At 71.5% G+C, this 24,084-nt stretch carries 23 protein-coding genes; 9 read left to right on the top strand and 14 right to left on the bottom strand.

Annotated features, from left to right (window positions below; genetic code table 11):
• Positions 1 to 26: 26 nt before the first annotated feature.
• Together ACTVCO_RS05055 and ACTVCO_RS05060 are read left to right on the top strand one after the other, a co-directional pair.
• Positions 27 to 659, top strand: coding sequence for a LytR C-terminal domain-containing protein (locus tag ACTVCO_RS05055; RefSeq protein WP_443727321.1), 633 nt, complete (start codon positions 27 to 29; stop codon positions 657 to 659).
• Between the two features lie 148 nt (positions 660 to 807).
• The gene (locus ACTVCO_RS05060) at positions 808 to 1,011 is read left to right on the top strand and encodes a cold-shock protein (protein WP_443727322.1); all 204 of its coding nucleotides are present in this window, start codon (positions 808 to 810) and stop codon (positions 1,009 to 1,011) included.
• Positions 1,012 to 1,156: 145 nt separating this feature from the next.
• On the opposite strand, the gene ACTVCO_RS05065 is transcribed toward ACTVCO_RS05060, so the two are convergent.
• Positions 1,157 to 2,527, bottom strand: a complete 1,371-nt coding sequence (locus tag ACTVCO_RS05065) for a glycoside hydrolase family 15 (RefSeq protein ID WP_443727323.1) — start codon at positions 2,525 to 2,527, stop codon at positions 1,157 to 1,159.
• A gap of 123 nt (positions 2,528 to 2,650) precedes the next feature.
• Here ACTVCO_RS05065 and ACTVCO_RS05070 point away from each other — a divergent pair, with 123 nt between their 5' ends.
• The 4 genes from ACTVCO_RS05070 (at position 2,651) to ACTVCO_RS05085 (ending at position 7,415) form a co-directional block, all read left to right on the top strand.
• A complete protein-coding gene (locus tag ACTVCO_RS05070; protein ID WP_443727324.1) occupies positions 2,651 to 4,138 on the top strand; it encodes a phytoene desaturase family protein in 1,488 nt (495 codons plus the stop codon).
• Between the two features lie 256 nt (positions 4,139 to 4,394).
• Complete coding sequence (gene groL, locus ACTVCO_RS05075) at positions 4,395 to 6,023, top strand: chaperonin GroEL (protein WP_443727325.1); 1,629 nt, start codon at positions 4,395 to 4,397, stop codon at positions 6,021 to 6,023.
• Positions 6,024 to 6,183: 160 nt separating this feature from the next.
• A complete protein-coding gene (locus ACTVCO_RS05080) occupies positions 6,184 to 6,999 on the top strand; it encodes a siderophore-interacting protein (RefSeq protein ID WP_443727326.1) in 816 nt (271 codons plus the stop codon).
• 125 nt (positions 7,000 to 7,124) lie between these two features.
• On the top strand, positions 7,125 to 7,415 hold the full coding sequence (locus tag ACTVCO_RS05085; protein WP_443727327.1) for a WXG100 family type VII secretion target: 291 nt from the start codon (positions 7,125 to 7,127) through the stop codon (positions 7,413 to 7,415).
• Between the two features lie 9 nt (positions 7,416 to 7,424).
• On the opposite strand, the gene ACTVCO_RS05090 is transcribed toward ACTVCO_RS05085, so the two are convergent.
• The 8 genes from ACTVCO_RS05090 to rfbB form a co-directional block, all read right to left on the bottom strand.
• Positions 7,425 to 8,243, bottom strand: coding sequence for an HD domain-containing protein (locus tag ACTVCO_RS05090; RefSeq protein WP_443727328.1), 819 nt, complete (start codon positions 8,241 to 8,243; stop codon positions 7,425 to 7,427).
• A gap of 104 nt (positions 8,244 to 8,347) precedes the next feature.
• Positions 8,348 to 9,901 carry an ATP-binding protein gene (locus ACTVCO_RS05095; protein WP_443727329.1) on the bottom strand — a complete coding sequence of 518 codons (1,554 nt, stop codon included), beginning with the start codon at positions 9,899 to 9,901 and terminating at the stop codon, positions 8,348 to 8,350.
• Positions 9,898 to 10,620: a response regulator transcription factor gene (locus ACTVCO_RS05100; RefSeq protein WP_443727330.1), complete on the bottom strand. Its 723-nt coding sequence runs from the start codon at positions 10,618 to 10,620 to the stop codon at positions 9,898 to 9,900. The genes ACTVCO_RS05095 and ACTVCO_RS05100 overlap by 4 nt, the downstream gene beginning before the upstream one ends.
• A gap of 150 nt (positions 10,621 to 10,770) precedes the next feature.
• Positions 10,771 to 11,340, bottom strand: a complete 570-nt coding sequence (locus tag ACTVCO_RS05105; RefSeq protein WP_443727331.1) for an NYN domain-containing protein — start codon at positions 11,338 to 11,340, stop codon at positions 10,771 to 10,773.
• Between the two features lie 115 nt (positions 11,341 to 11,455).
• A complete protein-coding gene (locus ACTVCO_RS05110) occupies positions 11,456 to 12,214 on the bottom strand; it encodes a PspA/IM30 family protein (protein WP_443727332.1) in 759 nt (252 codons plus the stop codon).
• A gap of 150 nt (positions 12,215 to 12,364) precedes the next feature.
• Positions 12,365 to 14,485, bottom strand: a complete 2,121-nt coding sequence (locus ACTVCO_RS05115) for a TPM domain-containing protein (RefSeq protein WP_443727333.1) — start codon at positions 14,483 to 14,485, stop codon at positions 12,365 to 12,367.
• A 125-nt stretch (positions 14,486 to 14,610) separates the two neighbouring features.
• Positions 14,611 to 15,495 carry a dTDP-4-dehydrorhamnose reductase gene (rfbD, locus tag ACTVCO_RS05120; protein ID WP_443727334.1) on the bottom strand — a complete coding sequence of 295 codons (885 nt, stop codon included), beginning with the start codon at positions 15,493 to 15,495 and terminating at the stop codon, positions 14,611 to 14,613.
• Positions 15,496 to 15,589: 94 nt separating this feature from the next.
• Positions 15,590 to 16,582 carry a dTDP-glucose 4,6-dehydratase gene (gene rfbB, locus ACTVCO_RS05125; protein ID WP_443727335.1) on the bottom strand — a complete coding sequence of 331 codons (993 nt, stop codon included), beginning with the start codon at positions 16,580 to 16,582 and terminating at the stop codon, positions 15,590 to 15,592.
• A 170-nt stretch (positions 16,583 to 16,752) separates the two neighbouring features.
• Here rfbB and ACTVCO_RS05130 point away from each other — a divergent pair, with 170 nt between their 5' ends.
• Together ACTVCO_RS05130 and ACTVCO_RS05135 are read left to right on the top strand one after the other, a co-directional pair.
• Positions 16,753 to 17,133, top strand: a complete 381-nt coding sequence (locus tag ACTVCO_RS05130; RefSeq protein ID WP_443727907.1) for a cold-shock protein — start codon at positions 16,753 to 16,755, stop codon at positions 17,131 to 17,133.
• Position 17,134: 1 nt separating this feature from the next.
• The gene (locus tag ACTVCO_RS05135) at positions 17,135 to 17,953 is read left to right on the top strand and encodes a DUF3027 domain-containing protein (protein ID WP_443727336.1); all 819 of its coding nucleotides are present in this window, start codon (positions 17,135 to 17,137) and stop codon (positions 17,951 to 17,953) included.
• 120 nt (positions 17,954 to 18,073) lie between these two features.
• Here ACTVCO_RS05135 and ACTVCO_RS05140 read toward each other — a convergent pair whose 3' ends face one another.
• The 5 genes from ACTVCO_RS05140 to flgN are packed head-to-tail and all read right to left on the bottom strand — an operon-like array spanning position 18,074 to position 22,551.
• Positions 18,074 to 19,273: an EAL and HDOD domain-containing protein gene (locus tag ACTVCO_RS05140; protein ID WP_443727337.1), complete on the bottom strand. Its 1,200-nt coding sequence runs from the start codon at positions 19,271 to 19,273 to the stop codon at positions 18,074 to 18,076.
• Between the two features lie 16 nt (positions 19,274 to 19,289).
• Positions 19,290 to 19,736 carry a flagellar assembly protein FliW gene (locus tag ACTVCO_RS05145; protein WP_443727338.1) on the bottom strand — a complete coding sequence of 149 codons (447 nt, stop codon included), beginning with the start codon at positions 19,734 to 19,736 and terminating at the stop codon, positions 19,290 to 19,292.
• The gene (gene flgL, locus ACTVCO_RS05150) at positions 19,733 to 20,629 is read right to left on the bottom strand and encodes a flagellar hook-associated protein FlgL (protein ID WP_443727339.1); all 897 of its coding nucleotides are present in this window, start codon (positions 20,627 to 20,629) and stop codon (positions 19,733 to 19,735) included. The genes ACTVCO_RS05145 and flgL overlap by 4 nt, the downstream gene beginning before the upstream one ends.
• A complete protein-coding gene (flgK, locus tag ACTVCO_RS05155; protein WP_443727340.1) occupies positions 20,626 to 22,056 on the bottom strand; it encodes a flagellar hook-associated protein FlgK in 1,431 nt (476 codons plus the stop codon). The genes flgL and flgK overlap by 4 nt, the downstream gene beginning before the upstream one ends.
• Positions 22,057 to 22,068: 12 nt before the next feature.
• Positions 22,069 to 22,551: a flagellar export chaperone FlgN gene (flgN, locus tag ACTVCO_RS05160; protein ID WP_443727341.1), complete on the bottom strand. Its 483-nt coding sequence runs from the start codon at positions 22,549 to 22,551 to the stop codon at positions 22,069 to 22,071.
• 465 nt (positions 22,552 to 23,016) lie between these two features.
• Here flgN and ACTVCO_RS05165 point away from each other — a divergent pair, with 465 nt between their 5' ends.
• Complete coding sequence (locus ACTVCO_RS05165; protein ID WP_443727342.1) at positions 23,017 to 23,958, top strand: sigma-70 family RNA polymerase sigma factor; 942 nt, start codon at positions 23,017 to 23,019, stop codon at positions 23,956 to 23,958.
• Positions 23,959 to 24,084 lie beyond the last annotated feature (126 nt).

A 24,084-nucleotide genomic window follows, 5' to 3' on the forward strand; every position in this document is an offset into this window, starting at 1 on the left:
CGCTCGGGCACCGGTAGCCTGTCCTGGTGAGCGGCTACCCCTACCCGAACGACGAGTTCGACATTGAGCTTGATGACTCCCATGCCCTGGGGATCCACCATGCTCGTCGATCGACGTGGAGCAAGATCTGGCCCTTCCTCGTCGTCGTTCTCGTGTGCGCGGCGCTCGCGGTCGCGCTCGTCACCTGGTTCACGTCGCAGGGACGGGTGAAGAACAACGCCGCGCCGCCGTCGACGTCCACGACGGCGGCCGCCACGACGGCCCCCACGACCACGGTCGAGCCGAGCGAGGAACCCTCGACGGAAACGACGACCGAGCCTGCGGACGACGAGACGACGACGGAGCCCGACGAGGACCCGACGACCGAGGAGCCCGCGGCCCCCGAGCTCACGCGTTCGACCGCGATCCGCGTCCTCAACGCGACGCGCACGCAGGGCCTCGCGGCCTCGCGTGTCTCCACGCTCAAGCAGGCCGGCTGGACGAACGTCGTCGGTGAGAACTTCCCGAGCAGCTCGAACGCCCCCTCGTCCACGTCCGTCTGGTACCGCTCGGCGGACCTCGCCGATGAGGCGAAGCAGGTCGCAGCAGACCTGGGCATCACCACCGTCACGCTCGTGGAGGAGCTGCGCGGAGACATGTCGGTCGTGCTCGTCGGCTGACGCCGCTCACGGTCGCTCGCGGCCGCGCGTGACCGAGTTCCCGGGGCGGGCCAACCCTTTCGCTCACGGAGCCCGTTCCCCTAGGCTGGCCACATTCGTGCCCGACGGAGGGCGCGGATGCACGCACGAGACGAGCAAGGAGCGGTAGATGGCCCAGGGCACGGTCAAGTGGTTCAACTCCGAGAAGGGCTTCGGGTTCATCACCCCGGCCGACGGCGGACAGGACCTCTTCGTTCACTTCAGCGCGATCCAGACCGACGGCTACCGGACCCTCGACGAGGGTCAGCCGGTCGAGTTCGAGGTGGGGCAAGGGACGAAGGGGCCGCAGGCGGAGCAGGTCCGCCCGGTCTGACCACCCTCACCCACGCGTGAGGGGCGCTCCCCGACGGCATTGACGCCGGCGGGGAGCGCTTTCGTGTGCGGCCGGCCTGCCACGTGGGCGAGTCTCGGCGCCGGACGGTGTGCCGGGTCGCGCACCCTGGGTCAGGCGCGCGCGCTCACGGAGCGTCCTGGAGGGCCGTGAGCGCAAGGAGGACGTTGGCGCTCGACCACGCGAGCGGCGCGACCGCCGCAGGCGAACCGTCTGCGAGGACCTTCTCGGGGATCGCGCCGGAGGAGGTGCGGTGCTTGTCGATCCAGCCGAGCCAGTGCTCGGCGGTCGTGCGGTCGCCGAGCGACGCTGCCGTGAGCGCGTAGAGCGTCGTCTGCGGGGTCCACGAGACGCCGTCGGGCCGCCACGACCCTCCCGGGGCGAGGCCGCCCGCGGGCCGCAGCATGGGCCCGACGCTCGCCCGCCATGCGGCCTCCGCACCGTCGAGCGGCACGGTGACGAACGGCGGCAGGACGAACGCCGTCGCCGCATCCCGCGCGCCACCTGTGACGTGCCGCGGATAGCCGAGCGTCCCGAAGGTGCTCTCGATGCGCTCGCGCAGCGTTGCCGCCGCGTCGGCCGTCGTGCGTGCCCGCTCTGGCTCGCCGAGCAGCGTCCACGCGTCCGTCGCGGCCTCGAGCCCCGCGAGCAGCGGCGCGGCCGTGCCGAGCGTCGTCACCGACTCCCGAACCTCCCAGTAGTCCGGTGACGCAGGTGGGAGCCGGCGGCCACCCTCGGTGAGCGCGATCGCGTGGTCTGTCGCACGCTCGAGGAGGCCGCGCAGGCTCAGGGCGACGTCCGTGCGGGTCGGTGCCGCGTCGCTCGAGGTAACGGCTGGGGTGGTGGCGGGCCCCTCTTGGGTCGCGTCGAGCACCTCGCCGAGCGCCCACAGGACCCAGCCCGTGCCGTCGGTCTGCGGGTGGCGCCCGTCGGGCGGACCTGCGCCGTCGAGCGTGTAGCGGGCCTCGAAGGAGCCGTCGTCTGCCTGCACGCGCGCAAGGAAGTCGAGCACGCGCACGGCGTCCGCGCCGTGACCCGTGCGGGCGAGCGCGGCGGCGACGAACGCGTTGTCCCGCGGCCACGCATACCCCCAGCGCTCGTGGAGTGCCGCGGGCACCGCGCCGTCGTCACCGAGGAGTGCGTGGAGGTCGCCGAGAGCGCCCCTCGCCATGTCCTCGAAGCGCGTGCCGACCCCCGGGATGGTGCCCGCGTCGAGCCAGGCACGCTGCTTGCTCGCGAGCCGGTCGAGCTCCGCGCGCCCAGCCGCGTCGACTCCGGACACGGCGGGTACGCGCACCCCCGGCAGGTACGCCTGTCGGGTCCCGGGCGCAACCGTCGCGACGCCTTGAGGTGTGACGACGAGCCCGTCGGAGTACAGCTCGATGACGTTGCGGTCGATTCCGCCCTGCGTCGCGCCCGCGGCCGAGACGAGCGCCGTCGCCGCAAGGACCGCGGCCAACGTGAGGCCCGCGACCCGACGACCCCGGCGTGACGGCACCCGTGGACTCTAGCGCCTGCGGCCCGCGTCGAGCGGCCTCGTCCGGTGGCAGCGCGCGATCGACGAGGTCGCGCGGAGGTGTGCCCGCGATACTGGAGGTTCCGAGGGTCCGAGGGGGTGCGCATGGTCGACGTCGTCGTCGTGGGGTCTGGCCCCAACGGGCTCGCTGCAGCCGTCACGCTCGTCCGGGCGGGGCTGCATGTGCGGGTCGTCGAGGCGGAGGCTACGGCCGGTGGGGGAGCGCGGACGCTCCCGCTCGGAACCGACTGGCTCGTCGTCCGCCGCGGCGTCGACGCCGAGCAGATCGCCGCGCTCCCGCACGACGTCTGCTCGACGACCCACCCGCTCGCCCTCGCCTCACCGTTCCTGCGCGGGTTCGACCTGGCCGCGCGCGGCGTGCAGCTCGTCAGCCCTCGGGTGTCCTACGCGCACCCCCTGCCGGGAGGGGCGGTCCTCGCGCACCGGTCGCTCGAGCAGACGGTCGCCGAGCTCGGACCCGATGGCGCCGCCTGGCGGCGCAGCGTGGGCTCGCTCGCTGAACGGCCGGACGCGCTCGCGGGGCTCCTGCTCGGGGACCGTCGTGCGGCGCTCGGCGGCCCGGGTCAGGCCCGTGCCGCGGCCGCGCTCGCGAACGCGCTCGTGCGTGCGCCTCGCGAGGGGCGCGCGGGCGCGCTGCTCGCCGGCGTCGCCGCCCATGCGATGGCACCGCTGTCCTCGCCCGCCGCCACGGGGACGGGGCTGCTGCTCGGTGCGCTCGCGCACGCGGGTGGCTGGCCCGTGCCCGTCGGGGGCTCGCGCGCGATCGTCGACGCGCTGCTCACCGACCTGCGGGCGCACGGCGTCGAGGTCGAGACCGGCCGTCGGGTGAGGTCGTGGGGCGACCTGCCGGCCGGGGCGGACGTGCTCCTCACGACGTCGGTTCCGCGCGCGCTCGGGATCGTCGGGCACCGCGTGCCGTGGCACGTGCGCGCCGCCCTGCGGCGCTTCCGCAGCGGGCCCGGCGCGTCCGCGGTCCAGCTCGTGCTCGACGGGCCCGTGCCGTGGGCCGACGCACGTGCCCGGGAGGCGGGCACCGTCCACGTCGCCGGAAGCGTCGACGACGTGCGGGCCGCGCAGGCCGCCGTGCGCGCCGGACGGCACGCGGAGCGCCCCGTCGTGCTCCTCGGCGACCCCACGCCGTGGGACCCGGCGCGTTTCGGGAGCGCGCGTCCCACGGCTCGCGTCGTCTGGGCGTACGCGCACGTCCCGGCGGGCTCCGGACGTGACGTCACGGACGACGTCCTCGCGCACGTCGAGCGGTACGCGCCGGACGTGCGCGACCGCGTGCTTGCGACGCGCTGCGTGCCCGCGGCTCACCTGTCCGCGCACGACGAGAACCTCCTCGGCGGTGACATCGCGACCGGGGCCGTGACCGCGTGGCAGATGCTCGCCCGGCCGCGGCTCGCCCCCGACCCGCACCTCCTCGGGGAGGTGGGCGGACGGCTCGTCCTGCTGGGTTCCGCTGCGAGCCCTCCGGGGCCGGGCGTCCACGGCATGGGCGGGTATCTTGCTGCGCGCTCGCTCCTCGCGAGGCGGGGCGTGCGGCCGGGTGCGCTCGGCCCTCGGGGGTAGGCCGCGCAACCGTGCACGGCGTGTTCGGCTCTGCGCGGACGAGGCCGCGACCACCTTGCACTCGCGGGGGTCGAGTGCCAATAATGGGTTAGCACTCTCGACCTTCGAGTGACAGTCGTCGCTCGGGGCAGGAGTGGACCCACCCAGGTCGCAAGGTGAGGTCCGGGCCGTCGGCGTGACGTGAACGCAGGGGGCGCAGGCCGTCCGTCGCGGGCACCGACCGACCACCACGCCACAAGCGGAGGATCACATCCCCATGGCAAAGATCATCGCCTTCAACGAGGAGGCTCGTCGCGGTATGGAGCGCGGGCTCAACGTCCTCGCCGACACCGTCAAGGTCACCCTCGGCCCGAAGGGCCGCAACGTCGTCCTCGACAAGAAGTGGGGCGCCCCCACGATCACGAACGACGGCGTCTCGATCGCCAAGGAGATCGAGCTCGAGGAGCCGTTCGAGAAGATCGGCGCCGAGCTCGTCAAGGAGGTCGCCAAGAAGACGGACGACGTCGCAGGCGACGGCACCACCACCGCAACCGTTCTCGCCCAGGCGCTCGTGCGCGAGGGCCTGCGCAACGTCGCGGCCGGCTCGAACCCCATCGCGATCAAGCGCGGCATCGAGAAGGCCGTCGAGGCCGTCACGGCCGAGCTCGTCGCCGCCGCCAAGGAGATCGAGACGAAGGAAGAGATCGCCGCGACCGCTGCGATCTCGGCCGGCGACACCGCGATCGGCGAGCTCATCGCCGAGGCGCTCGACAAGGTCGGCAAGGAAGGCGTCATCACGGTCGAGGAGTCGAACACGTTCGGCCTCGAGCTTGAGCTCACCGAGGGCATGCGCTTCGACAAGGGCTTCCTTGCGCGCTACTTCGAGACGGACCCGGAGCGCCAGGAGGCTGTTCTCGAGGACCCGTACGTCCTGCTCGTCGAGTCGAAGATCTCGAACGTCAAGGACCTCCTCCCGCTCCTCGACCAGGTGATGAAGCAGGGCCGTTCGCTCCTCATCATCGCCGAGGACATCGAGGGCGAGGCTCTTGCGACCCTCGTGCTCAACAAGATCCGTGGCACGTTCAAGTCCGTCGCCGTCAAGGCCCCGGGCTTTGGCGACCGCCGCAAGGCGATCCTCCAGGACATCGCCATCCTCACGGGTGGCCAGGTCATCTCCGAGACCGTCGGCCTCAAGCTGGAGACCGCGACGCTCGACCTTCTCGGCACGGCCCGCAAGGTCGTCGTGACGAAGGACGAGACGACGATCGTCGAGGGCTCTGGCGACGCCGAGCAGATCTCGGGCCGCGTCAACCAGATCCGCTCCGAGATCGAGAAGTCGGACTCGGACTACGACCGCGAGAAGCTCCAGGAGCGCCTCGCCAAGCTCGCTGGCGGCGTCGCCGTCATCAAGGCGGGTGCGGCCACGGAGGTTGAGCTCAAGGAGCGCAAGCACCGCATCGAGGACGCCGTTCGCAACGCGAAGGCTGCCGTCGAGGAGGGCATCGTCGCCGGTGGTGGCGTCGCGCTCATCCAGGCCGGTGCCAAGGCTGCTGCCGTTCTCGAGCTGCTCGAGGGCGACGAGGCGACGGGTGCGGGCATCGTCCTGCGCGCGATCGACGCGCCGCTCAAGCAGATCGCCGTCAACGCCGGCCTCGAGGGTGGCGTTGTCGCGGAGCGCGTGCGCTCGCTCCCGTCGGGCCACGGCCTCAACGCCGCGACCGGTGAGTACGAGGACCTCCTCGCCGCGGGCGTCAACGACCCGGTCAAGGTGACGCGTTCCGCGCTGCAGAACGCTGCGTCGATCGCTGCGCTCTTCCTCACGACCGAGGCCGTCGTGGCCGACAAGCCGGAGAAGGCTCCGGCCATGCCGGCCGGCGGCGACGACATGGGTGGCATGGGCTTCTGACCCTCCACCTCACGACAGTGAAGGCCGTCGGCCGGGCTCGCGCCCGGTCGGCGGCCTTCGCCGTGGAGTGGCGTGGCATGACCTGGCCCTCAGCGCGGAGTAAGGGTAGCCTCACTTAGGCACGCCTTACATGAGCGTGTGACCGAGCCTGGAGAGTCCCATGTCCGTCACCGTGTCCCATCCCCGAGCCATCACGCGCGTCCGCCATCCGCTCCGCTCACGACTCCTCACCGTCGTGAGCGTCGAGAAGCTGGCTGCGCGCATGGTGCGCATCCGCCTGGCCGGGGACGACCTCGCCGACTTCGTCTCCTCCTCGCCGCAGGACCACGTCAAGCTCTTCCTCCCCGACGAGCCGGGAGCGACGCCCGAGCTCCCCGAGGTCGTCGATGACCGGTGGGTGGGTGGGCGGCATCTCACGAGCCGCGACTACACGGTCCGTCGCGTCGACGCGGAGGCGGGAACGCTCGACATCGACCTCCTCGTCCACGAGCACGGCGCCGCGGGACGCTGGGCCGGCAAGGCCGCGGTCGGGGACCGCGTCGGAGTGCTGGGGCCGCGCGGCTCGGTCATGATCCCCGACGACTTCGCCTGGTACGTCTTCGCGGTCGACGAGACCGCACTTCCCGCCGCTGCCCGCTGGCTCGAGTCCCTGAGGTCGGACGCGCGCGTCACGGTCGTCGTCGAGGCCCAGGACGACGGCAACGTCATCGACCTGCCGACCGCCGCACGCGCCGAGATCACCTGGCTCTTCCGTGGCCGCGCCGAGCCCGGCACGAGCTCGCTGCTCGCTGACGCCGTCCAGACGCTCGACCTGCCCGAGGGTGACGGCTTCGTCTGGGTCGCGGGCGAGGCCGAGTCGATCAAGCCTGTGCGCCGGTACTTGCGTCGCATGGGCTTCGGCCGCGACCAGCACGACGTCGACGGCTACTGGCGCCGCGGCGTCTCCGACTTCGACCACCACGAGGCGGCTGGCTGACCACAGAGGGTCTCTCGGGTTCGGCGTCCCCAGATGCGAGCGGGCGCAGGACCGAGCGCCGCACGCTCGCCTACCGTCCCACTCACCCCCGGCGCACGGCCGGGGCGTGAGCCCGGAGGTAGCGCATGTCAAGCTACGAAGTCGACTCGGCCCAGGTGGCCCAAGCATCCCAGCGCGTGGCGACGAGCAGGTCGACCATCAGCGGAGAGACCGCCGCGATGGTCCTGCACCTGCGTGACCTCGAACAGGTGTGGAAGGGATCCGCAGCGGCCGGCTTCGCCGGCGTTCTCGCCGAGTGGGATGCAGCGCGCCTGCAGCTCGAGACGGCGCTCGAGTCGATCGGAGGGGCGCTCGCCAACGCCTCGACCATCTACGCGGACGCGGAGGCCGACGCAGGGCGCATGTTCCAGCGCTGAGCCGACGCTCTAGTCCTCGTCGTCCTCGTCATCGATGAGCCCGACGCCGGAGTCGGCGACGGGCGCGGGGGTGGTGACGACGGACGGCGAGGGCCGGTCGGGGAGGGGACGGTCGAGCTCGGCCGGATCCTCCCCGAGCGCCGCCCACTCCTTGCGCAGGCGCGCGAGCTCTCCCTGGACGTTCTGGCGTGCCGCGTCCTCCCAGGCAGCCCCGAGCGGGCTCGAGAACAGGGCGCGACGCTCCAGGAGCCGCGTGAGGATCGCGACGCGGGCCCGCACGAAGTCCCGGGCAGGGATGTGCTGGTACTCCTTGCGCACGTCGGCGAGGTACGACTTGTACCGCTGCGGCTCCGAGGCCAGCATGCCGAGGTCCGCGTCGCACAAGACCGAGCAGTCGAAGTCCGCCGGGTCGGGCGCGTGGCGCAGGAGCGCCGTGACGAGCTGTGCGACGCGATGCGCGGCACGCTCAGGGACACCGAGCTCCATGAGCTGCTCGTGCGCGAGGACCGCGCTCGCCGTCTCGTTCTCACCGCCCCGGGCCTCATACGTCGCCTTGGTCTCGGCATCGAAGATCGCACCGTGGTACCAGGCAGCAAGACGAACGAGCGCAGGCTCGTGGGTCTCTTCAGCAAGCTCGTCGACACGGTTGAGGACGTCGGCAAGATGCCTGAGGTCATGGAACTGCCGGGCAGGATCGCACCAACGCGCCAGAAGCGCCTCGCCGACCTGCTTGACACGCTCGGGAGAGGCGGTCGCCCCGGCCTCAGCACACGCGCGGGACCACGACGACAACAACCACTGCGGGGCGTCCACGTAGGACACGGACATGGGACAGCTTTCCTCGGGCAGCAAGTGACAAACGGCCACACTACCTCCGTCGCGAGGCCCGGCGCAGCCGCTGCGGTCACGTCACGGACACGGTCCGGAAACGGTCAGGTCGCGAGCGGCAGCGTCACCTGGAAAGTCGCCCCGCCCCCCGCGGTCGCGAACGCCACGATCGACCCGCCATGCGCCTGGACGATGGACGAGACGATCGCGAGCCCCAGACCAGAGCCGCCCGACGCCGAGTTCCGCGACGCATCCACCCGGTGGAAGCGTTCGAAGATCGCCGCGCGATGCTCGGGCGGGACGCCGGGGCCGTGGTCACGCACCGCGACCGACGCGTGCACGCCGTCGCTCGAGACGACGACCTCGACGGGAGAACCCTCAGGAGTGTGCCGCACGACGTTGCCCACGAGGTTGGTGAACACCTGCCGCAACCGCGCCTCGTCGGCCAGCACCTCGTGATGCGGCACCGCACCGTCCGGCACCGTGACCTCGGCCCCGTCCGGACCGACGACGACGAGCCGGGTCGTCCGGGTCGGGTCCATCGCCCCCAGGTCAGCGAGCGCGTCCGCCGCAAGGGCGCCCAGATCGACGCGAGTGAGCGCGACCGGGCGTTGCTCGTCGAGGCGTGCGAGCGCCAGCAGGTCCTCGACGAGCGTGCCCATCTGCACCGCCGACGACTCGATGCGTCCCATCGTCTCGGCCGTCTGCTCGGGCGTCGTCACCGCGCCCATCCGGAAGAGCTCGGCGTAGCCGCGGATCGAGACGAGCGGCGTCCGGAGCTCGTGGCTCGCGTCCGCGACGAAGCGACGCATGCGCGCCTCCGAGGCCGCCTGCGCGTCGAACGACTCCTGGATGCGGCCGAGCATGACGTTGAGGCTCTCGGCGACCGCACCCACCTCGGTCGTCGTCGGCATGTGCGGGATGCGGCTCGAGAGATCACCCTCGGTGATGCGCCGTGCGGTCGCCTCGATCTGCCGCAGCGGGCGCAGCGAACGGCGCACCGCCAGGTAGCCGAGGGCTCCAGCCGCGACGACGAGAGCGCACGAGACCAGGGTGAGCACCTTGGCCAGCTCTGACGTCGTCTGCGTGACGGGCGCGACCGGGAGCGCGACGACGACCGTGCCGATGAACCGGTCGCCCACCCCGACGACGGGGCGCGCCACCGCACGCCACTGCGTGCTCACGCCCGTCGGCGAGGGCGCGCCCGCAAGCGTGAAGGGCGCGCCGTCGAGCTCGACGGACCGCACCGTGAAGATCGGCACCGCCGGCGTCCCCCACCGCGGCTCCCGCGCGGCCTGCGCAGCGATCGGCCGCCCGTCGATCTGGAGCGAGAGCTGCAGGTCGGAGTCGAGGGCCCGGCGGTTGATCGACCTCACGAGGTCGTCGAGGACCATGTCCTCGCTCGAGCGCAGCGCGACCACGAGCTGCTCGTCGACCTGGCGGAGCATGTGCGAACGCAGCTGGGCGGTCGCCGCGATCGTCGAGAGGGCGAGACCCGTCGTGAGGACGACGACGACGAGCACGACCATGCGCGCGCTCAGCGTGACGCGCTGGCCGAGCGTCCGCAGCCGAGGCAGCTGCGGACCGCCGTCGCCCGGCCCCGGAGAAGACGAGGACGGTGGGGAAGGCGGTGGTGGCGGGGGAGGCGGCAGGCTCATGAGTCCTGCGGCACCCGCAGCATGTAGCCGACGCCGCGCTTCGTCTGGATGAGAGGCGCGGGCGCGACCCCGTCCGGCCGCGGAACATCGATCTTGCGGCGCAGGTAGGAGATGTAGGACTCGACGATGTTCATGTCACCGGCCCAGTCGTACTGCCACACGTGATCGAGGATCTGCGCCTTCGACAGCACCCGGTTGGGATTGAGCATGAGATAGCGCAGCAGCTTGAACTCCGTCGGTGACAGCTCGATGAGCCGACCGGCACGATGGACCTCGTGCGTGTCGTCGTTGAGCTCGAGGTCGGCCACGCGCAGCACGGCGTCCTCGTCCACGGCCTCGAACGTGCGCATGCGCCGCAGCACAGCGCGGATCCGCGCGATGACCTCTTCGAGGCTGAACGGCTTGGTCACGTAGTCGTCGCCGCCCACGGTGAGGCCTGTGATCTTGTCCTGGGTGTCGTCCCGCGCCGTGAGGAAGAGGACCGGCATCGTCTGGCCCTTCTCTCGCAGGCGTCGCGTCACCGTGAACCCATCCATGTCCGGGAGCATGACGTCGAGCAGCACGAGATCCGGGGCAGCCTCACGAGCGAGACGCAACGCCGTGGCGCCGTCGGGGGCAGAGCGCACGTCGAAACCCGCGAACCTCAACGAGGTCGCGAGGAGCTCGCGAATGTTGGGCTCGTCGTCGACGACGAGGATCGATGCCTCGGGAGCGCTCATGACTCCAGCATGCTCCCGAATCCTGGAACATTCCTGAACGCGCGCCCGCATTCCGCGACGCGCAGATTCCTCGACGCGTACCCACGCGGCGCGAACTCGCGAGGTGCGACGGAACGTGCCCGGCCGCGAGGGCCGGGCACGCGCCGAGCACTAGATGAAGCGCAGCGGGTCGAAGTCCTCGATCGGAATGATGTGAACGCGCGGCAGGGGCGTGTTGAACGCCGAGATGTCGTACTCGAGGTCGAAGAACTCGACGCCGCGCTCCGAGAGCTCGGCCATGCGCGCGTTGACGAACTCGCGGAAGCACAGCACACCGATGCGGCGCTCGGGCGAGATGAGCGCCTCGATCTGCGGGATGAAGTCGCCGTCGTGGCTCGCGAGCAGGATGTCCGCGTCGCGGGGGATGAGCGCCTCGAGGGTGCGCTGGATACCCATGTCGACGACCTTGAGCCCCGGACCGCCCGAGAGGGGCACCGGCTTGTAGCCCATCGCGAGGAGCGCCTGGACGAACGGCATGGGCATCTGGCCCGAGCTCGCGTTGAGGAAGAACAGCGGGTGGACCGGCTGGTTCCACACGTGCTCGGCGTACTCCGTGATGCGGTCCCAGCGCGGTCGCTCCTCCGGGCTCGGCCGGTGACCGAGGACGTTGACGCCGAGCGTCGCGTCGATGTTCTCGCCATCGACGAGGAGGTACGTCTTGCGGGGTGCGGCAGGGCTCATGCCCCCAGCCTAGCCGTGCGACCAGGGGCGAGGGCCCCTGCGAGGGCGGAGGAGGGGGACGCCACAGGGGGCCGGTCCGTGCGGACCGACCCCCTGGCGTCGTGCGCGTGCTGGATCAGGCCTCGGGTGCCTCGATCTGCGCCGCCTGCGTGCCGCCGAGCGCGCGGTTCTTGAGCGAGGCGAGCCGCGCCTCGACCTCGATCTGACCGGCGTCGAGCTCGAGCTCGGCGAACTGTGAGTCGAGCGACGATGCCGCAACCTCCGCCTGGCCGATCGCGAGGGCCTCCTCGCGACGGACGCGGTCCTCGAAGCGGGCGAGCTCCGAGGTCGGGTCGAGGACGTTGATCGACGAGATCGCGCCCTGGACGGCGGCCTGCGCCTGCGCCGACTTCTGGCGCGCGACGAGCTGATCGCGGCGGGACTTGAGGTCGCCGAGCTTGCTCTTCATCTGGACGAGGCCCGACTTGAGCTTCTCGACGACGTCGCGCTGCGACGTGATCATCGGCTCTGCGCTCTTCGCCTCACCCTCGGCGGAGATCTGCTTCGAGATGGCGACCTTGGCGAGGTTGTCGAACTTGTCGGCCTCAGCGGTGTTGCCCTGCGTGCGCAGCTGGTCGGCGCGCGTCGAGGCGGCGATGGCCTTGGCACCCCAGTCCTGCGCGGCGTTGAGGTCTTCCTGGTAGTCCTGCTCGGCCAGACGCAGGTTGCCCACGGTCTGGGCGACGGCCTGCTCCGCCTCGACGATGTTGTTCGTGTAGTCGCGGATGAGCTGGTCGATCATCTTCTGCGGGTCTTCTGCGCGGTCGAGCAGCGCGTTGATGTTGGCCTTGGCCAGCTGGGCCACGCGCCCGAAGATCGTCTGCTTCTCAGCCATGGTGTCGCCTCTCTCGAAAATGAGTCGTGCTGGGGGTCGTGCTCACCGGCGAGGGCCGGCTGGTCTGTGTGCTCGTGGATCGTGCTGTCCGTCGTGCCCGTGCCCGTGCCCGTGCCTGCGCGTGCGGCGCCGGGCCGGGGCCCGGCCCGGCTAGAAGGAGCCGCCTCCGCCGCCCGAGAAGCCGCCTCCTCCGCCGCCCGAGAAGCCACCGCCTCCGCCGAAGCCGCCTCCGCCGAAGCCACCCCCGCCGCCACCGCGCAGGAGGGAGTCGAGGATGATGCCGCCGAGGATCATGCCACCGACGTTGTTCATGCCCCCGCCGCCAGGCCCGGGGCCACGGTCACGGTTGACGTCGCTCTGCGCGATGTCGCGGGCCGAGCGCGCGAGGTCGAGGGCCCGCTGCGCTTCAGCGAGCGCACGCTGCGGGTCGATCTCACGCAACTGGTGGGCCCCTTGCAGGTGACGCACGGCCTCGGCGTGGCGCGTCCGGGCGGTCGGCCCGACGGCCCCGCGGCGCGTGCTGATGAAGTCGTCGACCCCGCGGATCATCGCGTCCGCCTGCCCCATGACCTGGACGAGCATCGCGGAGGAGCGGCGGATCTGCTCGTCGGCGGCGCGCAGCGGAGCCAGTGCCTCGTCGATCGCCGCCTCCGCTGCCGTGAGCTCGCGCAGCGCGGCGAGCGGGTCGCCGCTGCTCTGCGCGCTGCGACCCTGCGTGATCGCACCCTGGGCGCGCGTCACGTAGGGCGCGATCGCCGGGTTGGAGTGAGCCAGACGCTGCGCGTCGGTGACGTCCGAGCTGATCGACGCGATCGCGCTCACGAGCCGGGGGCCAGCAGCCTCGAGCTCGGCGCCCGCACCGTCGACCGCGTCGAGGAGCGAGGCCGCCTGACCGACCGCGAGCTGAGCGGCGCGCGTGCGCACGACCGCCGTGGCACGGTCCTCCTTGGCGACGTCGGCGCGCGCCTCGGTGACCGACTCCGCTGCGCCGTCCAGGAGCTCGAGCGCCTGGTCGGGGTTCGCCGAGATCGACGCGAGGGCGCGCGCGGGGTAACGGCGAGCGAGCTCCGCGAGGGCGACGCGCGAGGTATGGACCCGTGCACGGACCTCCCCGGAGCGCTGCTCGAGCTCGTCCAGGTGCTCGGGAAGTCGCGCCCGCATGCCGCGCAGCTCGTGGAACGCGGCCTCCTGGGCGGTGAGCGTCGCCGAGGCGCGCTCGCACAGCCCGAGGATGTCCGTGAGCATCTGGCCCTTGACGTGGTCCGGCTCCGGGATTTCGTCGTCGAGCAGCTGCTGGATGTGGAAGGCCTTCTGAACGTCCGCGCGTGCCGCGTCGACGGCGCGCGTGAACTGGTCGGTGGCCTGCAGCCCGAACTGGGCCTTGGCGAACGCAAGCTCCTCCGCGGACGACTTCACGGCGTCGTCGGCCGCGACGAGGGCCGTCCCTGCCCGCTTGCGGAGCTCCTCGAGCGACAGCTGCGGCACCTGGTGCCCCGGGCGCGGGCCCGGGCCCCCGACCGCAGTCTTCTTCCGGGACTTCACGACCGAGACGATGATGATCGCACCGATGCCGACGAGGAGCAGGACGACGACGAGCGGCATCCCTGAGCTCGACGACGTGCCACCGCCCGCAGCCTCGCCGAACGTTCCGGCCTCGACGGCGGTGAGCGTGTTCGCCGTGGCATCGACCGCCGCGACGTAGTTGAAGTCGTCGCGCAGCGCGTCCCGCACGTCGTCCTCGATCTGCGCAACGGCGTCGGTAGGCACCGCCGAGTCGTCCTTGGCCCCGATTCCGAAGAGGCGGTCGTCGGCGGCGACCGCGAGCACGACCTGGGTCCGGCCGAAGCCCGAGGCATCAGCCGTCGCGTTGGCCCAGTCGCGCCCCGACATGGTGGAGAAGTTGCGGGTCACGACAACGTAGAGCTCGAACGTCGTCGCACGCGAGAGCTCCTCGAGGCGGGTGGTGATCGCGCTCACCTGCGAGGCGCTGAGGATGTTCTCGGGATTGGTGACCGGCTCACGCAGCCGCTCGGGAGCGCGCGCGGCGAGCCCCGCGCGGGCGCCGCCCTTCGCAGCCAAGCCATGCGCAGCCGCGCCCTGCGCAGCCACGCCATCCACAGCCGCGCCTTGCGCATTCACGCCCACGGGCGCGACTGAAACCGGTGCCGCGGCGGCGGGCGCGAGCGCCGCAGGGCCGAGCGCCGCGGCGGCGGCGAGGAGTGCGCCGACGAAGGCGCGACGCAACGGGTGGGCCACGCGTGAAGGTGTCACCCCCTGATCATCGTGGAGACCAGGGGATGTGCGCAAAGGATGGGCAAAGAAACCCTCACGCCGTCAGCGAAACCGCGCCCTGGGCGTCGCGCCCCGCGCACGTGGAGCACTGAGGTCCAGGCGCGTCACGCACCGCTGAGGCCGAGGACCTCAGCCGCGAAGTCCCGCGATGCGCACGCCGCCTCCCAGCGCTCCCGCCACGGCCCGATCCCCTCGACCCCGGCTGCGGCGAGGCTCGCGTGGCCGAGGACCGACCACGCGGGGCGTGGGGCCGGGCGGACGAAGTCCGCGCTCGTCGTCGTCGCGACGACGGCCGGGTCGAGCCCCGCCGAGGCAACCGCAGCGCGCGCGAAGTCCCACCACGACGCCTGCCCGCCCGACGTCGCGTGATACGTCCCGCCGGGCGCCTGGGCGCGCACGAGCCTGAGCGCAAGATCAGCGACGTCAGCTGTCCACGTCGGCTGTCCCACCTGGTCGGTGACGACCGAGACCGCACCGCGCTCGCGGGCGACGCGCACGATCGTGCGCGGGAAGCTCGCGCCGTGGCGGCCATAGAGCCAGGCGGTGCGAAGGACGAGGTGCCGGTTCGCGGTGTCGTGGGCGCGCACGGCCCATTCGCCCGCGAGCTTCGTGCGGCCGTAGGCCGAGCGGGGTCCGACGGCGTCGTCGGCCTCGTAGGGGGTGTGCGCGGCGCCGTCGAAGACGTAGTCGGTCGAGATGTGCACGAGCCGGGCTCCCGCAGCCGACGCGGCGCGCGCAAGGTTCGCCGGCCCGACGGCGTTGACGGCGAAGGCCTCGGCCTCGCGGGCCTCGGCGTCGTCGACCGCCGTCCACGCGGCGCAGTTGACGACGACGTCGACGCCCGCGATCGCTGAGGCGCACGCCGCCGCGTCGAGCACGTCGAGCGAGGCCCGGCCGGCTGCGACGACGTCGGCCTCACCGGACGCTGCGAGGCACGCCTCGACGTCCCGGCCGAGCATGCCCCCGGCTCCCACGATCAACCACCGCATGTGCCGACGCCCCCGATCCTGCGGCCACGCCCGGCCGCGAGCGGCCGCGCCCGACGGGTGCGGTCCGGCTCCGACAGTAGCGGCCGCCGTGCGCTCAGTGCCCGGCGGCTTGGTACTTCTGCTCGGTGAGGGCCTTGTCGGGACGCCACCAGGCCTCGTTGGCCCGGTACCACTCCACGGTCGCGTGCAGGCCCTCGGCGAAGCTCGTGTACCGCGGCGTCCAGCCGAGCTCGTCGCGCAGCCGGGTCGCGTCGATCGCGTAGCGCAGGTCGTGGCCTGCGCGGTCGGTCACGTGGTCGAAGTCGTCGGGCGCGAGGCCGAACTCGGCGAGGATCATCTCGACGACCTCGAGGTTGTTCTTCTCACCGTCGGCCCCGATGAGGTAGGTCTCACCGATCGTGCCGCGCTCGATGATCGTCCAGACCGCGGTGTTGTGGTCCTCGACGTGGATCCAGTCGCGCACGTTGGCCCCCGCCCCGTACAGGCGCGGGCGGATGCCGTCGATGAGGTTGGTGACCTGGCGCGGGATGAACTTCTCCACGTGCTGGTAGGGCCCGTAGTTGTTCGAGCAGTTCGAGATCGTCGCCTCGATGCCGAACGAGCGCACCCAGGCGCGCACGAGCAGGTCCGAGGAGGCCTTGGTCGCCGAGTACGGGCTCGAGGGGTTGTACGGGGTCTGGGAGGTGAACTTGGCCGGGTCCTCCAGCTCGAGGTCGCCGTAGACCTCGTCGGTGGAGACGTGGTGGAAGCGCACGCCGTGCTTGCGCACGGCCTCCAGCAGCGTGAACGTGCCCACGACGTTGGTGTGGATGAACGGGGAGGGGTCGTGCAGGGAGTTGTCGTTGTGGGACTCGGCGGCGAAGTGCACGACGAGGTCGCAGCGCGCGACGAGCGCGTCGACGAGCGTGGCGTCAGCGATGTCACCCACGACGATCTCGACGCCTTCCAGGCCCGCGATCGAGTCGGCGTTGCCCGCATAGGTGAGGGCGTCGAGGACCGTGACGCTGGTTCCGGGGCGTTCACGGACGGTCTGGCGGACGAAGTTGGCGCCGATGAAACCGGCGCCGCCGGTGACGAGAACTCGCACGAGGGCTCCTTGTGTCGGGTGTCGATGGCACGCTACCAGCGATGTGCCCGAGATCATGGGGTTCTCGGACCCCGGGCGGTGCTCCGCGAGGGTTCGTGTCCGGCTATCCTCGGGGGAGACGACGACGCGCGCGTGCCGCGCGTCCCCAACTTCTCTCATCCGAGGTGCGTGTGCCCAGCGGCAAGGTCAAGTGGTTCGACGCCGAGCGTGGCTTCGGCTTCATTGCGTCCGAGGACGGCTCGGAGGTTTTCCTCCACGCCTCGGCGCTGCCTGCCGACGCCGTCGTCAAGCCGGGTGCCAAGGTCGACTTCTCGGTCGCTGACGGGCGCCGCGGTCCCCAGGCGCTCCAGGTGACGCTCACCGATCCGCTGCCCTCGGTCGCCAAGGCCGTGCGGAAGCCTGCTGAAGACATGGCGGTCATTGTTGAAGACCTCATCAAGGTTCTTGACCGCGTGGGCAACGATCTGCGCCGCGGTCGCTACCCGGACAAGACGCACGGCACGAAGGTTGCGAGCCTTCTTCGTGCGGTCGCCGAGAGCCTCGAGGCCTGAGGTGGCCACCGCGACAGCGACGCGTCCCGTACGCCGCAAGCCCGACCCCCTCCTCGAGTCGGCCGTCGACCTCGCCCGCGCGGCGGCTGAGTCGATCGCTGAAGAGCCCGAGCACGTGGGCGAGCACCTCGGGACCCTTGTCCTCGAGGACCGCCTCGTCGAGCACCGCTTCGCCGCCACGATGGCCGGCTACCAGGGCTGGGTCTGGACGATCACGCTCGCCCGCGTCCCGCGTGGGCGCACCGCGACCGTGTGCGAGACCCATCTGCTCCCGGCTGACGGCGCGATCCTCGCTCCCGAGTGGCTCCCGTGGTCCGAGCGCCTGCGCCCGGGTGACGTCGGCCCCGGCGACGTGCTGCCCTTCGTCGCGGACGACCCGCGCCTCGAGGCCGGGTGGACGCCGAGCGGCGACGACGAGGTCGACGAGGTCGCGATCGGTGAGCTCGCTCTCGCCCGCGCCCGCGTGCTCTCCGACGACGGCATCGACGAGGCTGCCCAGCGCTGGTACGACGGCGCGTCCGGCCCGCGGAGCGCCGCCGCGCAGGCGGCGAGCGACCCGTGCCTCACGTGCGGCTACCTCGTCCCGCTCCAGGGTTCACTCGGCCAGGTCTTCGGCGTGTGCACGAACCCGTGGTCCCCGGACGACGGCCGCGTCGTGGCGTTCGACCACGGCTGCGGTGCGCACTCCGAGACCGACGTCCCGCCCATGGCCTCGCTGTGGCCCGCTCCGCACGCGGTGATCGACGAGGGCGCGGTGGAGATCGTCGAGATCCACCGACCGGCCGCCCCTACGGATGACGCGGGGCCTGCCGAGGCCTGACGCCGAGCGCGATCCGGTCGGCACGCACCGCCGCCGGACGCGGCAGTGCAGAACGAGCAGCGGCCGTCGGCCCGGGATTGTCCCGGGGCCGACGGCCGCTTTCGTGCTCGTGCCGTGGTGTCAGAGCTCGGCGCCCGACGGCGTGAGCGCCGTGAGCACCGCGTCGAGGGCGTCGGGAATCGCGTCGAAGTAGGCGCGCGTCACGGCCCCCACCTCGAGGCCCGCGGCCTCGACGGCCTCCATGTCGTTGCGCTCGTGCGCGACGACAGCGCGCAGCACCCCGCCGAGCGGACCCTCGCCGAGGACGAGCGCGTCGTAGGCGACCTTCGACAAGCGCGTGCGCTCGGCAAGGATCTGCGTCGGGATGCCGCGCTCCGTCGAAAGGGCGGAGAGCAGGCCGACGGTGTACGCGGAGTCGTGCTCGGGAGCGAGACGCTCACACGTGAGCCCGCGTGCGATGAGCAGCCACAGGTTGTCGAGCTGGGACGTCGTCGAGGCGACGAGGGACGCCATGACAAGACCCTGGACCTGGGAGGGGCCAAGGAGCACGAGCGCACGCCTCACCGAGTCGACGCGCTGCGAGATGCCCGTCGCCGCACCATTGACGAGCCGCAGGACGCGCAGCACGAGGGCCGGGTCGGCGCCGAGGACGTGCGTGACCGCTTCGATGTCGATCTCGGGCTCGCCGAGCAGACGCACGGCCTCGAGGCACGCAATCTCGTTGGGCAGGAGCTCCTGCTCGCCGATCTCGACCGCGGGACCTGCCGTGGCCGCGCCGATGAACGCGTTGACGCCCGGGGCGGGCTCACGGTGCGTCTCGGACGCTCCGAGGCGCGGTGCGATGACCCGCACGCCTGCCGCGGAGGCCTGCGCGGCGATCGGCAGCATCTCCTCGTACGTGAGGTTCTCGTCGAGGATGACGTGCGTGTAGTGGGTGAGCATGTCGAGCTGTGCCTCGGTGCCGCGGTACAGGCTGAGCGCGAGCAGGTAGCCACGGTCCCGCAGGGCGGTGAGGTGCTCGATGATGTGCGCGTGGGAGAACGCGGTCGGTGTGACGACGAGTCCGACGCGGCCGCCGTGGTGGGGGATGCCGACGCTTCCGTCGATCATTCGCGGCGTCGCGACGATGAAGATCGTGCGGTCGAGCGCGAGCGACGGAAGGTCGAGCTCGAGGTAGGCGAGCTCAAGCTCGGAGTGCAGGTCGGCACGCAGCAGCGGCACAGGCGACGACGGGGTGAGGAGGTATCCGGTGACGATCCCCGCGATGTCATAGATCGGCAAGCGGGAGAAGCGAATGTCGGCGTCTGATGGCGAGGTCATGGGGTTCACGGTGCTCTCAGTGGGGATCTGATGGTGCAGCGAGCGGCGCACGCAAGGGCCAGCTGCCCTCGAGCACGACTTGGACAGCCCGGTGGGTGCGGGTGTCGACGAGCACGGGTGCGAGGAGGTTGACCGTCGCGAGACCGTCAGCCCCCTCAGGGTTGAGGACGACGAGTGTGGCGATGTCGTCCTCTGACGCGGGCTCCGCATCGGTTCCGAGCAGCGCGAGGTGCATCGCGGTGACGTCGGGCGCGTAGCCCGGCACGTGCGCGGCGGCGTGGACGAGGAACAGGCGGGTCGCGGGGGCTTCGTCGCCCGCGCGGCCGCGCAGCGCGAACACGGTCGCGTGCTCGTCGAGCGTGCGCAGCGTGAACTCGCGGACGTCGCCGAGCCCCGGAAGGGGCGCGACGAACGTCACGTGGTCGTCGGTGGTGCTCGACGTGGCGGGGCCGGGCGTCATCATGAGAGGTACTGCAGGAGGGTCGGCTGCAGGACGCGCGCGGTCGCGCCGAGGGCCGCCTGGTAGGCGACCTCCTGCGTCTGCAGGTGGACGAGGGTCTCGGCGAGGTCGACGTCCTCGACCGCAGAGATGTCGGCCTTGAGGGTCAGCGTCATGCTTGCGTTGACGGCGAGCTGTGACTCGACCTGGTTGGTGCGGGCACCCGTGGTCGCGAGCGCTGAGGTGGTGCGTGCGTGCCAGCCGTCGATCTCGGCGAGCGCACCGCTCACCTCGCCTCCGGCGCGGATGTCGGCCGCGACGCGGTCGAGCAACGCGAAAACCGAGTCGGTCGCGTCGCCGAAGATCGAGGCGCCGTCGCCGTCGACGCGCACGACGACGTCCTGGGAGATGCGGCGGTCGACCGAGCCGGGTGCGCCCTCGTACACGTAGGTGCCGTCGGCCTGGGGCGCGAACGCGGCATCGGCGTCCGACGTGCCCGCGAAGATCGAGCGTCCCTGGTACGTCGCGTTGGCCTGGCCGAGAAGAGCGTCGCGCACGGCCTCGATCTCCAGGGCGATGGCCTCGGCGGACACGGCTGTGTGCGAGCCCGTGTTGGACGCCTGGACGACGAGCGTGCGCGCACGGATGAGCTGCGCGGACGTCGTCTGGAGCGACGTGTCGACTGCGGTGAGCCAGCCACGGCCGTCGGACGCGTTGCGGTCGTACTGCGTGAGCGCACGCTGCTCGGCGCGCAGGCGCAGCGCCTGCGCGGTGCCGGCGGGGTCGTCCGACGGCTTCTCGATGCGGCGCAGGCTCGACGCCTGACCCTGCAGCTTGGACATCGCTGCGAGGTTGCGCTGGACGTTCGCGAGCGACGCTTGCTGGGTCATCTGGTGGGTGACACGTGTGTAGCTCATCGTCCGACGACTCCTGTCCTGTTGATCAGCGTGTCGAGCATCTCATCGACTGTCGTGAGGACGCGTGCGGCACCCTGGTAGGCGCGCTGCAGCGCGAGCATGTTGACGGTCTCTTCGTCGATGTCGACGCTTGCGCTCGAGAGCTGCACGAGCGACGCGGTGGCGCGGGCCTGCTCGGAGACCTCGGCGGAGCGCATCGAGGCCTGCGTGCGGACGCCGAGGTCGACGACGAACGCGGACCACGAGCGGTCGGGGCTGTCGACCGATGCGCCGATCGTGCCGATCGCGTCGGCGATCGAGCCGTCGAACGCGCCGTTGCCGGGTGCGCCTGCGGCGATGTGGGCGGGGTCGGCTACCGCGACGGTGAGGCTGAGCGCCGCGGGGGCGCTGGGGTCGGCCGAGAGCGCGAAGAACGGCCCGCCCGGGGTGCCGGACGTCGTGACGCCGGTCGTGTGGACCGCGTTGACCCGGTCGTGCAGCTGCGTGGCGAGGCGGTCGTAGGCGGCGGCGGCTTCGCTGAGTGCGCCGCCCGAGCCGTCCGGCTGGGGTCCGGCGAGGGCCGCGAGGGCTCCGCTGAGCAGTCCGCCGTCGAGCGAGACGGGGCCCGCGGAGGCGCGCGCCCATTCGAGGCGCGGGGAGTCCGTGCCTGAGCCCTGCAGGGTCGTGGACCCGGCGAGGTTGATGCGGTACGCGGTGTCACCCGCGACGAGGTGGTTGCCGCCGATCGAGATGGTGACGGTGCTGTCCTCCTGGTGGCGCAGCGTTGCGCCCGTGAGCTCGGCCAGCTGGGTCGCGAGCATGTCGCGCTTGTCCATGAGCTCGTTGGCGTTGCCACCCGAGACGGTGACGGAGCGGATCGCACCGTTGAGCTCGGCGAGCGAGGACGCGGCGGAGTTGATCTGCTCGACGTAGGCGACCGACTGCGCGCGGGTCTCGTCCCACTGGGTGCGCACGGCGCGGTAGCCCGTGGCGATCGCTTCGACGAGGATTCCGGCGGACTCGAGGACGACCTGTCCGGGGGCGGGCTCGGACGGGTTGTTGGCGACGTCCTGCCAGCCGGCCCAGAACTGTGCGAGCTGCGCGGAGATGCCCTTGTCACTCGGCTCGGCGATGCTCGCCTCGAGACGCGCGTGGGTCGTTGCGCGGGCTGCGAGGTCGGCGGCGAGCGAGGTCGTCGAGCGCACGCGGGCGTCGGCGAAGATGTCGCCCAGGCGGGTGACTCCGGTGACCTTGACGCCCTGGCCGACGGTGAGGCCCGCGGAGAAGCGTGACGCGGCCGCGTTGGCCGAGACCGACGCTGTCTCGGCCCGCTGGCGGGTGTAGCCCACGGTGTTGGCGTTGGCGATGTTCTGACCCGCGACGTCGAGCGCGGCACGCTGCGTGTGCAGCGAGCTCAGGGCGGTCGAGAGCGTCGAGAAGGTGGACATGGTCACTGGCTCCTAGAGGCGTGCGTCGAACAGGGTGGCGTGGCCTGCCGATGTGCCGGCATGCCCCTGGGCGTCGTAGGTCTGGACGGTGCGGTCGACCGCGAGGAGGGTCTCCTGGGCGGACCTGTGGGCAGCCGAGAGCAGCGTGCGGTTGTCGTCCGCAAGCGCGCCGATCTGGTGCGTGAGGTCGAGGAAGGCGTCGCGGTGCTCGCCCAGGATCGTGTCCCAGGGGGCGGGGGCCGCGGCGACGAGCTCGGCGAGGGTTGCGCCCGGGGCGAGTCCGAGGTCGAGCGCGACGGCGTCGGATGCGACAGCGTGACCGAGCTCGGTCGTGCGGATCTCGTCGAGGACGGTCGTGACCTCGTCGGTCGCGTGCGCGAGCCAGCGATTGCGCCCGTTGGTGAGCAGCAGCTGTTCGACGTCGAGCTTGAACAGGAGCAGCTCGAGGAGATGCCGTTCGCGCCAGAGGAGTGCGGAGAGGCCCTCCATGCTCATCGTCGTCCTCCGTCGTGGTTGTGGGCCGGTCGGGCCCGTTCGAGAGACATCATCGGATGTCATGACGTGGATGTGAGGGGTCGCGGGCGTCGGAATTCGGGGCGGGCCCGCGTGCGGTGAGCCTAGCGCCGCTCGTCCGGGGCGGAGAGGGCTTTCACGGCTGAGTCTTGGCAAGTCAGCGGCGTGGGAACAAGTCATGAACCACATGTGGCGCGATGCGGTGGTAGGCGAGGTTGTTCAGAACGTTCCGACTGGGTCGAAGTCTGTTCAGACCGTGGGCATCGTGCGCTGCAATCGCGCCATTTTCCGATGAGAGCAGAGTCACAGCACGGGAGGTCCGCCCAGCGAAAGTGTGGAACTCTGCGGTTCCTAGGTGCAAGCACCCAAGGAAACGACGAAGTTGGTCAGTCCGTGGAATCTCTTGGGGTCTTCCGTGAAATCGATTCGTCGGCACAGACTCCATGCATGAACGAGAGCAACCGTCACGGCGCCACCAAGCTCACTGGTGAGCAGTCTGCGCTTGTCGAGGCACACCTGCCCCTCATTGGCTACCACGTCAACGAGGTCGCGGCGCGCATCCCGCAGCACGTCTCCCGTGACGACCTCGCGTCCGCCGGGGCACTCGCACTCGTCCGCGCAGCAGCGGCGTACGACCCGGCAACGGGAGTGCCGTTCGCTCGCTACGCAGCGATCCGCCTGCGCGGCGCCCTCGTCGACGAGCTGCGCTCGATGGACTGGGCCTCCCGCGGCACCCGCTCGCGCGTCCGCCGGCTCACCGCTGTGACCGAAGAGCTCACCTCCCAGCTCGGGCACGCCCCGAGCCGTGAACAGCTCGCCCAGGCGCTCGGCGTCGACGTCGCAGACGTCGACCAGGCGCGCGACGACGCGGGCCGCCGCGTCCTGTCGATCGACGCCTTCGACGGCGCCGTGAGCGACCTCCTGCCCGACCGCGCGCCCGACCCCGAGGCAAGCGCAGTCGCCGCAGAGAAGCTCCGTTACCTGCACGCCGCGATGAGCGCCCTGCCCGAGCGGCTCCAGCTCGTCGTGCGTCTCGTCTACTTCGAGGACCGCACCGTCACCGACGTCGCGACCGTCCTCGGCGTCACGCAGTCGCGCGTGAGCCAGCTGCGCGCCGAGGCCACCTCGCTCATGCGCGAGGCCCTCGACATCCACCTCGAGGCGCAGACCGCCGACGCGCCCGTGGAAGCCGAAGGCGTCGCGCAGCGCCGCCGTCGTGCCTACGTCGACGCCGTGGGCCAGGCCGCCGCTCCCGTGCGCACGGACATGACTGCTCTCGCGGCACATGCCGCGGCGATGCCCGCGGCCCGTGCCGCAGCGGCGGTCGCCCGCAACGCGCGACGCGCGGCCGACCCCCACGGCGCGAGCACCCTCGCAGCCCTCGCCTGACCGCGACGTCAGGCGCGCGAGCACCGAGAAAACTTCGTCGGCAAAACTCCTCACGCCTGTGGGGGGTCAACCGATAAGGACAGCGAGAGCCCACGGATGGACTCTCGTTCCGGGCCACTTCAAGGA

It is taken from the genome of Sanguibacter sp. A247, assembly GCF_052324925.1.
In the GTDB taxonomy this organism is placed as follows: domain Bacteria; phylum Actinomycetota; class Actinomycetes; order Actinomycetales; family Cellulomonadaceae; genus Flavimobilis.

Bases quoted from the DNA above. Each gene is read 5' to 3' on its own strand.
- ACTVCO_RS05060 (WP_443727322.1), top strand. From the start codon at position 808: ATGGCCCAGGGCACGGTCAAGTGGTTCAACTCCGAGAAGGGCTTCGGG.
- ACTVCO_RS05070 (WP_443727324.1), top strand. From the start codon at position 2,651: ATGGTCGACGTCGTCGTCGTGGGGTCTGGCCCCAACGGGCTCGCTGCA.
- groL (WP_443727325.1), top strand. From the start codon at position 4,395: ATGGCAAAGATCATCGCCTTCAACGAGGAGGCTCGTCGCGGTATGGAG.
- ACTVCO_RS05080 (WP_443727326.1), top strand. From the start codon at position 6,184: ATGTCCGTCACCGTGTCCCATCCCCGAGCCATCACGCGCGTCCGCCAT.
- ACTVCO_RS05085 (WP_443727327.1), top strand. From the start codon at position 7,125: ATGTCAAGCTACGAAGTCGACTCGGCCCAGGTGGCCCAAGCATCCCAG.
- ACTVCO_RS05090 (WP_443727328.1), bottom strand. From the start codon at position 8,243: ATGTCCGTGTCCTACGTGGACGCCCCGCAGTGGTTGTTGTCGTCGTGG.
- ACTVCO_RS05095 (WP_443727329.1), bottom strand. From the start codon at position 9,901: ATGAGCCTGCCGCCTCCCCCGCCACCACCGCCTTCCCCACCGTCCTCG.
- ACTVCO_RS05100 (WP_443727330.1), bottom strand. From the start codon at position 10,620: ATGAGCGCTCCCGAGGCATCGATCCTCGTCGTCGACGACGAGCCCAAC.
- ACTVCO_RS05105 (WP_443727331.1), bottom strand. From the start codon at position 11,340: ATGAGCCCTGCCGCACCCCGCAAGACGTACCTCCTCGTCGATGGCGAG.
- ACTVCO_RS05110 (WP_443727332.1), bottom strand. From the start codon at position 12,214: ATGGCTGAGAAGCAGACGATCTTCGGGCGCGTGGCCCAGCTGGCCAAG.
- rfbD (WP_443727334.1), bottom strand. From the start codon at position 15,495: ATGCGGTGGTTGATCGTGGGAGCCGGGGGCATGCTCGGCCGGGACGTC.
- ACTVCO_RS05140 (WP_443727337.1), bottom strand. From the start codon at position 19,273: ATGACCTCGCCATCAGACGCCGACATTCGCTTCTCCCGCTTGCCGATC.
- ACTVCO_RS05145 (WP_443727338.1), bottom strand. From the start codon at position 19,736: ATGATGACGCCCGGCCCCGCCACGTCGAGCACCACCGACGACCACGTG.
- flgL (WP_443727339.1), bottom strand. From the start codon at position 20,629: ATGAGCTACACACGTGTCACCCACCAGATGACCCAGCAAGCGTCGCTC.
- flgK (WP_443727340.1), bottom strand. From the start codon at position 22,056: ATGTCCACCTTCTCGACGCTCTCGACCGCCCTGAGCTCGCTGCACACG.
- flgN (WP_443727341.1), bottom strand. From the start codon at position 22,551: ATGAGCATGGAGGGCCTCTCCGCACTCCTCTGGCGCGAACGGCATCTC.
- ACTVCO_RS05165 (WP_443727342.1), top strand. From the start codon at position 23,017: ATGAACGAGAGCAACCGTCACGGCGCCACCAAGCTCACTGGTGAGCAG.